This window comes from Bradyrhizobium sp., from assembly GCF_035484855.1.
In the GTDB taxonomy this organism is placed as follows: Bacteria; Pseudomonadota; Alphaproteobacteria; order Rhizobiales; family Xanthobacteraceae; genus Bradyrhizobium.
The window spans coordinates 1-14,770 of record NZ_DATHOP010000104.1 but is presented as its reverse complement, the minus strand read 5'-3'; the positions used below and the strand labels follow the sequence as shown (position 1 = coordinate 14,770).

Below are 14,770 nucleotides of genomic sequence, written 5' to 3'. Positions count from 1 at the left end.
TCCAGTCATGGCCAATACGCGCGAACCGATCCTGCAGCCCGTACCCATCCTTTCGCTACGCCCGACCCAGATGACGGTCGGAATGCACGAGGTCAAGGAAAAGCGCAAGCGCGTGCGGGAATACTTGAAAGCGCACTCGAAGAAGAAGCAGGGCGTATTTCTCGGCAGGCATATGATCCCGGTCGTGTTGGGAAGGGATAAGCAGCACTACGTGATCGACCATCATCATCTGGCGCGCGCGCTGCACGACGAAGGGGTGGAGAACGCGATCGTCTCCGTCGTCGCCGATCTCACCATGGTCGAGCCCGACGCATTCTGGGGCGTGATGGACAATAAGAGGTGGGTCTATCCGTACGACGCCAAGGGCGAACGCCGGCCATTCAAGGATCTTCCGCCATCGATCGCGGGCCTCAAGGATGACCCGTTCCGCAGCCTCGCCGGCGATTTGCGGCGCGCCGGCGGTTTCGCCAAGGACACGACACCGTTCAGCGAATTCCTGTGGGCGGATTTCCTGCGCCGAAAAATATCGCGCAAGAGCGTGGAAGCCGATTTCAACAAGGCGATCAAGGAAGCGCTGGCGCTCGCGAAAGGCAGGGATGCGATTTATCTGCCGGGCTGGTGCGGACCCGCGTCGGACGATTAGCGCGTTTTCGAGCAAAAGCCTGCCCCGGACACGATCCGGGGTGCTCACCGGTTCGCCTTGAGAAAGCGCGTCAAATCAAGAATCTAGTGCGGCGTGGTATCGCCCGGTGAAGCGGGCGCCGGTGATGCGTGATCCGGGTCGCTCTTGCCGCCGAGCATGCGATGCAGCCAGCGCTCGATCCGGCGGCCCACGATCAGAAGGACGAATGCAATCGCGAGTGCGACCAGGAAAATGCGCCATTGCCCGAGGCCGCAGGCAATGCCGACACAGGCTGCGAGCCAGGTGCAGGCGGCGCTCGTCAGTCCGTGAACATTGGAGCCGTGCGGTGTACGGATAATGACGCCGGCACCGAGAAAGCCGATGCCGGTCAGGATTCCCTGAATGATCCGGCTGGTGGCGGTCGAGATCGTCTCGGGATCGCCGGAAGCGGTGGCCAGCAACACCACCGTCGCAGTCGCCAGTCCCACCACACCCAGGGTTTTCAGACCGACCGGCTTGCCCAGAAGATCGCGATTGAGACCGATCAGGCCGCCTGCGAGCGTCGCAGCGCCCAGCCGCTGCAAAATGTCCGTCCAGTCGAGCAACGCGAAGTCCTCCGCGGTACGGGGACCTCGACGATAGGGCAATGTTGCACCTTCCTCAATTGCAGAATTGAATACCGGTTTCTCGCGGCTATTTCGGCAAACGCCCCATCATGTAGAATTCGTCGTTCGGCCGCATCGCGGTGACGTTGGCCATCCGGTTCGACAGCGCAAAGAACGCTGATATCGCGGCGATGTCCCAGATGTCGTCGTCGGAAAACCCGTGGTGGGCAATCTCGGTGAAATCGGCCTCCGAAATCCTGTGCGCCGCGGTGCTCACCTTCATCGCGAAATCGAGCATCGCACGCTGGCGCTCGGTAATGTCGGCCTTGCGGTAGTTGACCGCGATCTGGTCGGCCAGCAGCGGATTCTTCGCCCGGATGCGCAGGATCGCGCCATGCGCGATCACGCAGTAATGGCATTGGTTGGCGGCCGAGGTCGCGACCACGATCATCTCGCGCTCGGCCTTGGACAGGCCGCTGTCCTTCTCCATCAGCGCGTCATGATAGGCAAAGAATGCGCGGAATTCGTCGGGCCGGTACGCCAGCGTCAGGAACACGTTCGGGACAAAGCCGGATTTCTCCTGCACCGCGAGCAGCCGGGTGCGTATGTCGTCCGGCAGGCTGGCGATGGCGGGGGTGGGAAAACGCTTTGCGATGGGCTGGGTCATGGCAGGTTCCGGCTGACGCCGCGTGATGCGGCCGGGCGGGACCATAATCCATGGCGGCATCAGCGCAAAGCGGACTGAAAAAAGAGCGACGCGAAATGACCTTGGGCTGTCGGCACAAGTCTATCGGCAAGCCCGGACCATCAGCTGTGCGTCGGCCAGTGCCGGTCGCGGAACCAGGCGCGGTAGTCCGACATCTTGGCGCGCTGCGCCTGCGGCGCATGACGCTTGCAGGTCGAGGCCTCGTCGCTGTTTTCGGGCGCGGCCCACCGCAGCTCCACGCAGTCGTTGGGATTGTAGGCCATCTCGAAATCCACGGCCCGATCGACGACGTCCTTGACCGAGAGCGTCCACTGCGAGCCGTCGCTGCGGGTATAGGTTATCTTGCGCGCGGCAAGTTCCGAATTAAGCACGCCTTGCAGTTCGTTCTTCATGTCGGCCACGCTTTTGCCGGCCGGCAGCGCGTAGCGGTCCGAGCGGCGCGCGAAGCGTTCGGGAAAATTGCGCACTACGTCGATCGCGATCAACAGACGGAAATCGCGTGCCGGCGTCGAGTAATCCTCCCAGGCGCCGGTGGTCTCGAAGATCGCAGCGCCGTCCGGCATGGTGGCGTCGCCGGGTGTCTTGGCCTGATATTTTCGTCCGTTCTCCACCGAGGTGACGCGCACCTTGACCTGTTCGCTGAGGCTCGTGATGGCGTCCGTCATCGCGCGCATCGGATCGAGCGGCTCCGGCGACATCACGTCATCCATGCGATCGTAGAAATCCTCCATGGCCATTTGCGACTGCGCAGGCGAGAAATCGCCGTATTGCGGATTCTTGGCGATTTCCGCGTTGGTCAGGCGCCGCAACGGACCGTTCTTTTCGCGCATGATGGGGCGGAAATGCTTGAAGCCGGGGCTGCCGAGCGAGGGATCGTGCACGAACAGGAAATTGCCGCGCCAGAAGCGCTTCCGCGTGATCGATCCGTCGGGCTCCGCGTCGACCGCCAGGAAGACCCCCGGCGTGCCGTTCACTTCCGGCACGCGATGCACCAGCATCAGCACGTGGCCGTAGGGGTCGGCGTACACCGTCCCCGGGCGCAACGCCTCTTGCGTCAGCGATACCGTGTAGAAATCGGCGTTGTCGTCGCCCGCGCGCACCGCGCCGGTATGAACGACATCGCCGACGTCGCGCAAATATTCGCTGAAATTCGTCGGCCGCTTCGGCTTCGGCGGAGGAGGATTCGCAGGCGTGGCTGCGGGCGTCTCGGCCGGCGGCGGCGTCCGCGTAAACAAACTCAGCAGGCTTGGGGTCGGCGTGGGCGAAGGAGCCGCGGCCTCGGCCGGCGCGACCTCCTGTTCGGGCGGCGGAGGCGGCCGCGTCACCTCGGGATGCTCGACGTCGAACCATTGATAGCACTTCGGCGGCTTGCCGGCGAAGCCGCGCGAGCAATTCGAATAGCCGAACGGCAGCCCCATCTTGAAGGCAAAATAGGCGCGCAGGAAGTAGACGAAGTCGGCGCAGTCGGGGCGCTGGGTGGTTTGCGTTTTGTCTTCGTCGCGTCCCAGATAGTTGAACAGGAAATTGCGGGATTGGTCGCGCAGCACCTCGTACCAGACCTTCCAGTTCAGATCCTGGTCGGGTGGCGCGTCGAACAGTTTTTCGATCCATGCCGAGAACAGCGCTTCGTTGGTGCTGTTCCAGCTGTTTCGCACCTGCCAGATGCTGCCCGGCGGGTTGCGCAAGGGCTCCGGCTTGCGGGCGCTGACGGGGATGTCGCGGGTGACCGGGCTGCAATCCGCCGACGCAGGCTCGCGCTCCAGCTTCGCATGCCAGGTGCCGGCGGCGGGAGAGGCGACCTCGGCGAACCAGGAATAAGGCGGGCCTTCGTGCCGGTCGGACGATTTGACCGCGACGCTTCCATTGGGCGCGATCAGCGAGAGTGTGCCCTCGACCGGCTTCTCGGCGACCACCATGACGCGCAGCGGCGCGCCGCTCCAGGGTGCCAGCGGCGACGGCAAGACCGTCACCTCGGCAGGATTCGCGCAGCTTTCGGATGCCGCCGCGGCCGGTGAAGCGGCCGTTGAGAACAGCAGGACGAAGAATCCGCCTGCGATCAGCCCGAAGACAATCGCAGCGGCAGCAAAACGGCGCGCAACAAGCATTTTGATCCTAACCCTGCCAAGCTACCCGGAACCCGCATTCGGCCCCTTCGGCGAGCCCGGTCGCAAGATACCGAATTAGCCGGGACAAGTCAGCGGAATTGAGTCCGATTTTGCGCCCCGCCATTGGTCGCAACGGTTCCTGTTCCCGATAGAATAAGCTGCCGATGGCAGATAAGGTTTGCGGCCGATCTCCGCCGCGGCTCCAAAGCCGATTTCGACCTCGGCATCAGACTTCAATAGCGTTTCGCAACCGCAAGGCGACACCGAAAAGGAGACAGGATTTTCATGTCGTTGCCGGTTTCAAGCGATGAAGCGAAAATTCGCTCAGGCTGGTCGGTCCCTGGAAGGCTGCCAGTAGATCGATTCCATGAAACCTGTCAGTTCAAGCCATCCTCTCACTCCCGCGTCTATCGCGGGGAGGATATTTTGGATTTCGGGCTCGGTGTACCTCTCCCGCTTGCGGGGGAGGTTGACGCGCGCCGAGCGATGCGCAGCATCGTCCGGAGCGCGGCGGGTGGGGGAATTACTCGGGCAGCGCCGATGCCGAGACACCCCCACCCCAAACCCTCCCCCGCGATAGACGCGGGAGAGGGAGCGCAGCATTGCAAGTGTCGATATGATTCGAACTTCGGAAACGCTGTACTAGGCGCCTGCGCATTGGTCGTCTTCGTCTGGTCACTGCTTGTGGGCCCAGTCGCCAACGCGGCCTCGGCGAGACCCGTGGCCGCTGAAAAGGGCATGGTGGTCACCGCACAGCATCTCGCGACCCAAATCGGCGTCGATATTCTCAAACGCGGCGGCAGCGCGATCGATGCGGCGGTCGCGGTCGGATATGCGCTGGCCGTGGTCTATCCGGCCGCCGGCAATCTGGGCGGCGGCGGCTTCATGACCATCCGGTTTGCCGATGGACGAAAGACTTTCCTCGATTTTCGAGAGAAGGCGCCTCGTGCGGCGACCCGGAACATGTACCTCGACAAGGACGGACACGTCATCAAGGGCCTGACGACCAACGGCTGGCTCGCCGTCGGCGTCCCGGGCACGGTGTCGGGTCTGGAATATGCGCGGATGAAATACGGCACCATGAATCGGGCAGCCTTGATCGGGCCGGCGATCCAACTGGCCGAGGATGGATTCATCCTCGATCAAGGCGACGTCGACATGCTCGCTTCGGCGACCGAAGATTTCAAAAAATTTCCGGCGACCGCCGAAATCTTCCTCAACAAGGGATTGCCCTTTGTCGCCGGCCAAAGGCTGGTGCAGCGCGATCTCGCAGGCACGTTGCGTTCGATCAGGACGCAGGGCGTTGACGGCTTTTATCGGGGCAAGACGGGAGCGGCCATCGTCAAGGCGAGCCGGGCCGGCGGCGGAATCATCGCGCAGGAGGATCTTGATCGCTACCAGACCCGGGAGCTTGCGCCGATTGAGTGCGATTATCGCGGCTATCACGTGATCTCGGCGCCGCCGCCGAGTTCAGGCGGCGTTGCCGTCTGCGAGATGCTGAACATTCTGGAAGGCTATCCGCTGCGGGAGCTGGGCTGGGGATCGGCGCAAGTGCTGCATGACGAAATCGAGGCGATGCGTCACGCCTTTGTCGATCGGAACAGTCTTGGCGATCCGGATTTTATCAAAAATCCGGTCCGCGAGCTGATCGACAAGGGTTACGCTGCGAAAATCCGGGATGCCATCAAGCCGGACAAGGCCGGAATCTCCGGGGATCTCGGGCCGGGCATCGCGCCTCACGAAGGCAGCAACACGACGCACTTCTCGATCATCGACAATGCCGGCAATGCGGTTTCGATGACCTACACGCTCAACGACTGGTTCGGGGCCCATGTCGTTGCATCCGGCACCGGTGTGTTGCTGAACGACGAAATGGACGATTTCGTCGCGAATCCGAGTGTCGCCGACGGGCTTGTCCGGGGAGATGCGAACACCATTGCGCCAGGCAAGACGCCGCTGAGTTCGATGACGCCTACGATCCTGACGAAGGACAAAATGCCAGTACTCATTCTTGGCACGCCCGGCGGCGCCCGGATCATCACGACCGTCCTGCAAACCATCCTGAACGTCGTCGATTTCCAGATGGACATTCAGGAAGCCGTCGATGCCCCTCGCATTCATCATCAGTGGCTGCCGGACGTGACGAATGCAGAGCGGTTCGCGCTTTCGCCTGATACCCGAAAAGTGCTGGAGAGCATGGGGTACCGGTTCGGCGATGCGCAGCCGGCCAACCACGTGGCCGCGATCCTTGTCGGCGCACCGCGTCTCGGGGGAACGCCGATCGGCCGAAACCGGTACTACGGCGCCAACGATCCGCGCCGCGGCACCGGACTGGCGCTGGGGTATTCGGAGCACGACCACCCTCCGCGTCGTCCCGGCCTCCGAGCCATAATCACAGGTGGTAGCGATGGCGCGAAAGCCGTCAAACAGCGTGTAGGGCGGGTTGGAGCCGAAGGTGTAACCCGCCTCTTCGTATTCCGCTAACGTCGTTTCCCGGCCTGCGTGTCAAGCCCCTTTCGCAAAAAATATTCTGTTTACCAGAATATTTGGATTATCCGATATTTCACTCGATCCGTCCCATCCCACAGAGCGGCTTGTCGCGATCGTCACGGCCGCGGGGCGGGGGGCGGTGGACGCGAATGCGCCGATAACGAACTGCGCTGACGCGGACTTGGCCGGTCTTACTTCTGACCGACCCCGGTCGCGAATGGTAGCCGTGGCGAGAGGCTGTAGTTCCAACGCGGACAAATGTCATGTGTAGACAATGCGAGTTCTTTCAATTGCCGTTCTGTAACCTTCCGACCCTTTCGGTAAATTCCCTGATCGAGATAAGCTTCAACCTTAAGGCCGGTAGTTGTCGTCGTGCCCCTGATGAACGCGAGCATCACATCGAGATCGCGCAGAGGCTGGCCTGCCCAGTTCATACTGATGTGGCTGAAGAGCCGGTATTCTACCGGGTTCCATTTGGAACACGCAGTAGGGTAATGACTCAAAGTGACCGTTAGTCCGAAGGCGTCACACAACTTATCTTGCAGGTCCGTTTTCCAAGTTCGAAGATTGTATCCGTTCCCGCCACCTCCGTCGGCGAGAATTAGTACCCGGTCGGCATGTGCATATGCCGAACGACCATGAAGCTTCCACCAGCCTACTAAACAGTTGACTGCGAACTCGGCGGTGTTGTGCGATATTCCGACGGTGACGTATCCGACGTTTTGAGCGACATCATAAATTCCAAATGGGACCGCAACGCATTGGGCATAACTCGCAAAGTAGGAGTCGACCTCCAGAGGCTCTCTGCGCCAAGTTTTTCCTTCCCGCCGGTAATTCCCGATTAGCTCTTTCTTTTTTGTGTCAATGCTGATGACCGGAAGATTTTCGTCAAGAAACTGGGCCTTCAGGGCAGCGATATACTTGAATTGCTCGTCACGATCAGGGTGGTGCACTCCTGCCTGCTTCTTCTTGGCAACTTGCAATGAGTACCCCATTTTACGGAGCAGACGCGCGACCGTATGAGTGCAAGCTTGATGGCCCTGGTCTCCGAGGCGCTTGCTGAGCTTTCGCAAGCTGCTGCGCACCCATTTTTGAGGCCCCATCGGATCACCAGCAATCTCTTCGGATAGCATTTTTTCAAGAGCGGGCTCGATCTTCGGATTGTTTACCTCGGTTAGCTTTCTACCCGAACCAACAGATCCTTTAGGAGGTATGAGACTTCCCGCGCAGGCGGCTTCCGTCAGCTTAAGTCGACCGACCCACTTCGTTAGCGTCGGGATCGAGATACCCGTTACACTGGCCAAAATCAGGTATCCTCTAGGACCGATCGCCTCAGCTTCTGCTGCTGCCCACACGGTCCGCTGCTTTCGGTGCAGGTAAGGACTAAGGAACTGCCACTTTCTGAGAACTTCCGATTTTCTTGTCATGACTGCCCCTCTTCCTATCTCATGGGGATGCCTTTTAATGACGATAGGCGCGACCGGCGGCAGTGCAAGTCCCCAAATGACCTCGTGGTGCCGGTCGATGAATGGACAGAGATGTTCGCTGTGGCTGCGGCAGCTCAGGAGCAATTCGACGTATTCCGAAAAGAACGTTTGAAGTTTATGGAGCTTCACCGGCACGAGTACCCGCCTTTTCGACCTGCCGCCGCGAAGTAGAACGCCCTCCAACTTCATCGGCATTGGTACGTAAGACCTCGAATTGAAAGTCCAATTTGAACGATTGCCTCGATGGGTTCGCTTTCACCTTCGCCGGGATGGGCTTCTGCGGGCGCGGTTGCTCATCCAATCCGAACCGTTGTCGGGCGGGGCCATGAGCATATGCAGATTGCGTGATGATGCAATTGTGCCGCTGATTTGCCCGACGTGTCAAAATGTTTTCACGGACGTTCAAAGCCGTCAGCGCTTACCCCCTTACTTTGCATGGGGTTGTTTTCGATATTTTTGATGGCAGCGGGTGCCAGGCTGCAACCGGCCGCCGGCGCGCTCAGCGCAGCGGCTTCTTCAGCAGCGAGAAGCGGTCGGGATCGAGGCCCATCGAGGGCTGCAGCATCGGCGCTTCCACCGAGAGGGTGCGCGCGGCGGGACGCTCGTTGATGGTGGGGTCGTTGGGCACGTCGCGATGCGAGGTGGCGCCGCGCCAGCGCTCCAGCACGGCGCTGACGAAATGCATGTCGTGGCCGGCGGCGACCGAGGGCACCGTGGAGATGGCGGCCTCGCTGCGCGGCAATTGATGCGGCGGCACTTCCTTGAAGCGCAGCCGCGTCGGCAGCGCGACGCCTTCGCCGAAGGCCAGCACCTCGCGGGTGCCGAGCGAGGGCACGAACGACAACAGGTTGGCGGCGGCATCCGACACCGCCGAGCGCAGCAGCGCCTGGTCGCGGTCGTTGGCAAGCCGCATCGCAAACAGCGTGTTGCACTGGGAGATGATGGTGGCGTCGAGTTCGGCGGGACGCTGGGTGACGAGGCCGAGATAGACGCCGTATTTGCGGCCTTCCTTGGCGATGCGCGACACCGCCTTGCGGGTCGGGCCGAAACCGATATTGCGGTCGGCGGAGGCGTAGCGGTGGGCCTCCTCGCAGACGAACAGCAGCGGCGAGACGCCGTCGCTCCACAGTCCGAAGTCGAACGCCATTCGGCACAGCACCGACACCACGCTGTCGACGACTTCGGCGGGGAAGCCTGCGAGCTGCATGATGGTCATCGGCTTGCCGTTGGCGGGCAGGCGGAACAGATAGCTGATGACCTCGGCCATGGTGTCGCCGCCGACATTGGCGTTGTCGAACATGAAGGCGTAGCGCGGATCGTTGCGCACTGTTTCGATGCGCGAAATCAGCTTGTGATAGATGATGCGCGAGGAGCGGTTTTCCAGTTTGCCCATGCGCTCGTCGATCAGCGAGATCAGGTCGACCAGTCGATAGGGCACGGGCGTATCGACGGTGTAGCCGATCGCCTTGGGGTCGATGCGCTTCAATCCGACCCGGTCGGCGTTCTGGTACTGGGTGTAGATACCCTTCGCCATCGGAATCACTTCGGCGAGAATGTCGAGTTCCTCCGGCACGCCCGGCCGGCCGGCGAACAGCACGTCGACGATTTCCTCGAAATTGAACAGCCAGAACGGCAGCTTCAGATTGCGCGGGTTGAGCACCAGCGAGCGGTCGCCGAAGCAGCGGCCGTATTCGTTGTGGACGTCGAGCAGGAAAATCCGCAGGTTCGGCCGCGACCTCAGGATTTCGTTCAGCAGCAGCGACACGCCGGTCGATTTGCCGACGCCGGTCGAGCCGAGCACCGCAAAATGCTTGGAGAGCATTTCCTCGATATCGACATAGGCGATGACGGAAGGGTCCTGCTGCAGGGTGCCGACATTGATTTGATCGGAGCCTGTGGGCGCGTAAACCGTGCGGAGCTCCTGGTTGCTGATGAGCTCGACGGCATCGCCGATGGTCGGATAATTGGTGACGCCACGCTGGAATTTCGGGCGCTCCGGGCCGCCGAGGATTTCGCCGAGCAGGTCGACGCCGGCGCTGGCGATATAATTGTCCGAGGTCGGCAGGTCCTCGCTGGTGACGTCGGTGATCATCGCGACGATGGTGGAATTGGCGCAGCGGATCGAGACGAAGCGGCCGACGGTGGCCCGCACTTCGGAAAGCCCCAACTTGCTCGCCGCCAGCAGTCCGACCCGGGCGAGCGAGCCACGTACCGAAATCACGCGTCCGAAGGATGTCACAGTGGTTGGACCTGGCATGTCATGGATCTGGGTCAGGGCCTCACTATGCCCATGGTGACTGGAGAAACGGTTAAGCCGGGGCGGTCCGCGATCGGTCAAATCCGCGGTATCTGGGTCGCCGGTTGGCTTCGGCGCAGGACCCGGGACCCATCGGCTTGGGTTTCTGCCTGAAAATCGGCGGTTTTTGCGATCGTTCCGCGCGAGGCGGTTCCGGCTGTGCGTTAACGATCGGTTTACCAACAGGTCAAGCAGACGCCGGCCATCCTTGCCGCCGGGCGTCAAGCCGTCCTTGCCGCCATGAGTGCCGTTCGACCTATCCCGGAGGTCTCATCCTCATCATTGAATTTCGATATGTGGCGAGATCGCACCGACTGGCGGCAGGAACCGCCGCTGTTGATAACTCAACGACAAATTTGCCCCAGGTCTTCGACGACATGAGAATATCAGAGCAAGTCCCGAATGTTGTGGTAGTTTTGGCTATTTTCAATATATGAATCGCGATCAAAATCAGCATTCGAACCCATGTAAGCTTGGTGTAAGTCTTTGATGGGTGCGCGCAGGATTAAAGTCCGTGACATCGCAGGACTGATCGGTAAATGAGGTGTTGTCGGTCGAGAAGAGGTCCGCCGCCGGGGGTCGTCAACGTGAAGGTTTTCAAGAACTTGCGGCGGCGTTTTCGGACATTTGCTGCGGTCTCGGCGGCACTCGGCCGAGAGGGGCGCGAGACTCCCGACGGCTCTGCAAGAAAACGAATTGAGCGCAACCTGCCCAATGCTTTCCCCAAGGGGATTGTCGGCCCCGCCCCGGGGGGGCAAGCGAGGTCGCGTAAATCAATGTATGCCCTCTCCACATGATGATTCCTGCAAATCCAGCTTTGCGAAGGCTGGCCGGCGCCGTCGCGATAGCGGCCGTGGCCGGCCTGGGAATCTTTGCCGCCACGCGGATGTTCGTCCAGCGCGCCACGCCCTCCGAGGCGTCGAGTCAATCGAAGGCTAGTCTTCCGCGCTATGTGCCGACCGCGGCAGAGTGGGCGAGCCTTACGGTCGAGCCGGTGACGGAACGGGTTTTCCGCGCCGAGCACGTGACCGAAGGCAAGATCGCCGTCAACGAAGAGAGCTCGACGCCGATCTTCTCGCCTTACGCGGGTCGCGTGACCAAGCTTCTGGTGAAGCCGAGCGACACCGTCGAAAAGGGGCAGGCGCTGTTCATTGTCGAGGCCACCGACACCGTGCAGGGATTGAACGATTTCGTCGCCGCGCTGAGTGCGCTGAACAGCGCGCGCTCCAAGCTCAATCTGGCGCAGATCGTCGAGCACCGGGCCAACGATCTCTACGAGGGCAAGGCGGTGCCGCTGAAGGACTGGCAGCAGTCGCAGTCCGATCTGGTCCAGGCCCAGAACGACATGCGTTCGGCCGAGACCGCGCTCGAGGCCGCACGCAACCGGCTGCGAATTCTCGGCCGCTCGGAAGAGCAGATCGCGACATTCGAGCGAACCAGGCAGATCAGTGCCGATACCCCGATCCATTCGCCGATTGCCGGCACCGTCGTCCAGCGCAAGGTCGGGCCCGGTCAATTCATCAACAGCGGCGCCAGCGATCCGGTCTTCGTGATCGGCGATCTCTCGACGGTGTGGCTATTGGCGTTCGTTCGGGAAACCGAAGCGACCGGGGTGGCGGTCGGCCAGGAAATGGCGTTTTCGCTGCTCGCCATGCCCGACAGGCAGTTCAAGGCGCGGATCGACTACGTCGCCGCGGCGATTGATCCGACCACCCGCCGGCTGCTGGTGCGCGCCACGATCGACAACAAGGACGGAATGCTCAAGCCGGAAATGTTTGCGAATGTGACGATCTACTCCGGTGGCGACAGTCCGGGGGTGGGCGTGCCGAAACAGGCGCTGATCTACGAAGGCGATCATGTCCGCCTCTGGGTGGCCCATGACGACAAGTCGATCGAACTTCGCGAAATCCAGACCGGGTTGAGCAATGACGACCTCGTGGAAGTCAAGACCAACCTGAATCCCGGAGAGAAAGTCGTTACCAAGGGCAGCCTTTTCATCGACCGGGCGGCCACCGGCAGCTAACCCGCATCGAAGTGTCTCTCACGAAAACCGGATCGAATGGATCGTCTCGTCGCCTTTGCAGTCAGCCGCCGGTTCCTGATGGTCGGGCTGTTTGCGGCCGTGCTGATCGGAGGCCTGGTCGCGTTCCAGCAATTGAACATCGAGGCGTATCCCGATCCGACGCCGCCGATGGTCGATGTCGTCACGCAGAGCCCGGGACTGTCGGCTGAGGAGATCGAGCGCTACATCACGATTCCGCTGGAGACGCAGATCGCCGGCGTCAAGAATCTGAAGGTGATCCGCACGATTTCGCTGTACGGCCTGTCCGACGTCAAGCTGCAGTTTTCCTTCGACTACACCTATGACCAGGCGCTGCAGCAGGTGCTGAACCGGCTGTCGCAGCTGGCGCCGCTGTTGAACAACGCCCAGCCGCAGATTTCCCCGTTGAGCCCGATCGGCGAAATCTACCGCTATCGCCTGGTCGGGCCACCGAATTATTCGGTGATGGATCTCAAGACGTTGCAGGACTGGGTTCTGCAGCGCCGGTTCAAGATGGTGCCGGGCGTCATCGATGTCACCGGCTGGGGCGGCAAGACCAAGACCTATGAGCTTCAGGTCGATTTCAACAAGCTGGTGGCGAACGGACTGACGCTCGCCCAGCTGTTGCAGGCGCTGAACAATTCCAACATCAATGTCGGCGGCAATACCGTCAATATCGGTTCGCAAGCTGCGGTGGTGCGCGGCGTCGGTCTGATCCGTTCGATCGACAGCCTTGCCAACACCATGATCACCTCCAGCAACGGAACGGCGGTATTCGTCAAGGACGTGGCGAAGGTCGAGGTCAGCGAGCAGCCGAGGCTCGGCATCGCGGGGCAGGACCAGGACGACGATATCGTGCAGGGCATCGTGCTGATGCGGCGCGGCGAACAGAGTTCGCCGACCATCGCCCGCGTCGAGGATCTGGTCGCAAGCATCAACGGTTCCACCATCCTTCCCCCCGGGGTGCGGATCGAGCGCATCTACGACCGCAAGGATCTGATCGAGACCACCACGAGAACCGTGCTCGAGAACATGGTGGTCGGCATCGGGTTGATCGTGTTGCTGCAATGGATATTCCTGGGCGATCTGCGCAGCGCCTTCATCGTGGGTGCGACCATTCCGTTTGCGCTGTTTTTTGCTGTCTGCATCCTGGTGATCCGCGGCGAATCCGCCAACCTGCTGTCCGTCGGTGCGATCGACTTCGGCCTGATCGTCGATGCCACCGTCATCATGGTCGAAGCGATCTTCCGCCGCCTGTCGCATACCGAGCAGCTTTCCGAGAGCGAGCAGGCCGCGATCTCCTCGCACACCATCATGGACATGAAGCATCATGCCATTCTCACCGCCGCGGCCGACGTATCGCGGTCGATCTTCTTCGCCGCCGCCATCATCATCGCGGCGTTCATTCCGCTGTTCACGCTCAGCGGCGTCGAAGGCAACATCTTCAGCCCGATGGCCCGGACCTACGCCTATGCGCTGGCCGGCGGCCTGCTCGCGACGTTCACCGTCACGCCGGCGCTGAGCGCGATCATCCTGCCGGTACATGTTCAGGAGACCGAAACCTTCATCATGCGGCTGTTGCATCGCATCTACATGCCGGTGCTGGCAAGATCGCTCGCCAGCCGCCGGATCGTGCTGGCGGCCGCGGCGGCGCTGATCGTGATGACCATCATTGCCGTGCGCCTGCTCGGCCTCGAATTCCTGCCCAAGCTGGAGGAGGGCAACCTCTGGATCCGGGCGACGCTGCCGCCGACGATTTCGCTGCAGGAAGGCAACGGCTATGTCAACGAGATGCGCAAGCTGATCGCGAGCCGGCCGGAAGTGGAGTCGGTGGTTTCGCAGCACGGCCGGCCCGACGACGGCACCGATGCGGCGGGTTTCTTCAACGCGGAATTCTTCGCGCCGCTCAAGCCCGCGAGGGAATGGCCGGATCGCGAGGACAAGGACGAACTGACCGCCAAGCTGCTTGCGCAGTTGCAGGACAAGTTTCCCGGCGTCGAGTTCAACTTCTCGCAATACCTGCAGGACAACGTTTCCGAGGCGGTTTCGGGCGTGAAGGGCGAGAATTCCATCAAGCTGTATGGCAACGACCTGCAGGCGCTCACCGACACCGCCAACAAGATCAAGGCCCAGCTGGCGACGGTGCAGGGAATTACCGACCTTGCGGTTTTCACCTCGCTCGGCCAGCCGACGATCCAGATCGACATCGACCGCGCCAAGGCGGCGCGTTACGGGCTGGCGCCGGGCGATATCAACGCCACCATCAAGGTGGCGATCGGCGGCGACACCGCCGGCGATCTCTACGAGCCCGGCAGCGACCGGCATTTTCCGATCATCGTTCGCCTCGCGCCGGAATATCGCAAGAGCGCCGAAGCAATCCAGAATCTGCGGATCGGTGCGCCCGGGCCGAATGGCACC

General features: G+C 61.5%; 9 protein-coding genes. 4 read left to right on the top strand and 5 right to left on the bottom strand.

Translation table 11 applies throughout. The features are described from left to right. Positions 1-7 precede the first annotated feature (7 nt). Positions 8-643, top strand: a complete 636-nt coding sequence (locus VK804_RS12220; protein ID WP_325371072.1) for a ParB-like protein — start codon at positions 8-10, stop codon at positions 641-643. 83 nt (positions 644-726) lie between these two features. Here VK804_RS12220 and VK804_RS12215 read toward each other — a convergent pair whose 3' ends face one another. The 3 genes from VK804_RS12215 to VK804_RS12205 all read right to left on the bottom strand — a co-directional run bounded on the left by VK804_RS12215 (position 727) and on the right by VK804_RS12205 (position 4,038). Further along, positions 727-1,227 (bottom strand): MgtC/SapB family protein, encoded by a 501-nt coding sequence (locus VK804_RS12215; protein ID WP_325371071.1) that lies wholly within the window; start codon positions 1,225-1,227, stop codon positions 727-729. Positions 1,228-1,315: 88 nt separating this feature from the next. Next, positions 1,316-1,894 carry a peroxidase-related enzyme gene (locus VK804_RS12210; protein ID WP_325371070.1) on the bottom strand — a complete coding sequence of 193 codons (579 nt, stop codon included), beginning with the start codon at positions 1,892-1,894 and terminating at the stop codon, positions 1,316-1,318. 140 nt (positions 1,895-2,034) lie between these two features. Next, positions 2,035-4,038 (bottom strand): hypothetical protein, encoded by a 2,004-nt coding sequence (locus VK804_RS12205; protein ID WP_325371069.1) that lies wholly within the window; start codon positions 4,036-4,038, stop codon positions 2,035-2,037. 285 nt (positions 4,039-4,323) lie between these two features. Between VK804_RS12205 and ggt the strand changes: the two genes are divergently transcribed. Further along, positions 4,324-6,522, top strand: a complete 2,199-nt coding sequence (gene ggt, locus VK804_RS12200; protein WP_325371068.1) for a gamma-glutamyltransferase — start codon at positions 4,324-4,326, stop codon at positions 6,520-6,522. A 197-nt stretch (positions 6,523-6,719) separates the two neighbouring features. Here ggt and VK804_RS12195 read toward each other — a convergent pair whose 3' ends face one another. Beyond that, positions 6,720-8,150, bottom strand: coding sequence for an ISAzo13 family transposase (locus VK804_RS12195; protein ID WP_325371067.1), 1,431 nt, complete (start codon positions 8,148-8,150; stop codon positions 6,720-6,722). A 364-nt stretch (positions 8,151-8,514) separates the two neighbouring features. Continuing rightward, positions 8,515-10,272, bottom strand: coding sequence for an ATP-binding protein (locus VK804_RS12190; RefSeq protein ID WP_325371066.1), 1,758 nt, complete (start codon positions 10,270-10,272; stop codon positions 8,515-8,517). Between the two features lie 832 nt (positions 10,273-11,104). Here VK804_RS12190 and VK804_RS12185 point away from each other — a divergent pair. Beyond that, on the top strand, positions 11,105-12,334 hold the full coding sequence (locus VK804_RS12185) for an efflux RND transporter periplasmic adaptor subunit (RefSeq protein ID WP_414642765.1): 1,230 nt from the start codon (positions 11,105-11,107) through the stop codon (positions 12,332-12,334). Between the two features lie 36 nt (positions 12,335-12,370). Next, positions 12,371-14,770, top strand: a 2,400-nt coding sequence (locus tag VK804_RS12180) for an efflux RND transporter permease subunit (protein WP_325371065.1), incomplete at its 3' end; no start/stop codon positions are given.

Coding starts and splice junctions, on each gene's coding strand:
- VK804_RS12205 (WP_325371069.1), bottom strand. CDS start 4,038: ATGCTTGTTGCGCGCCGTTTTGCTGCCGCTGCGATTGTCTTCGGGCTG.
- VK804_RS12190 (WP_325371066.1), bottom strand. CDS start 10,272: ATGCCAGGTCCAACCACTGTGACATCCTTCGGACGCGTGATTTCGGTA.
- VK804_RS12185 (WP_414642765.1), top strand. CDS start 11,105: ATGATGATTCCTGCAAATCCAGCTTTGCGAAGGCTGGCCGGCGCCGTC.
- VK804_RS12220 (WP_325371072.1), top strand. CDS start 8: ATGGCCAATACGCGCGAACCGATCCTGCAGCCCGTACCCATCCTTTCG.
- ggt (WP_325371068.1), top strand. CDS start 4,324: ATGTCGTTGCCGGTTTCAAGCGATGAAGCGAAAATTCGCTCAGGCTGG.
- VK804_RS12210 (WP_325371070.1), bottom strand. CDS start 1,894: ATGACCCAGCCCATCGCAAAGCGTTTTCCCACCCCCGCCATCGCCAGC.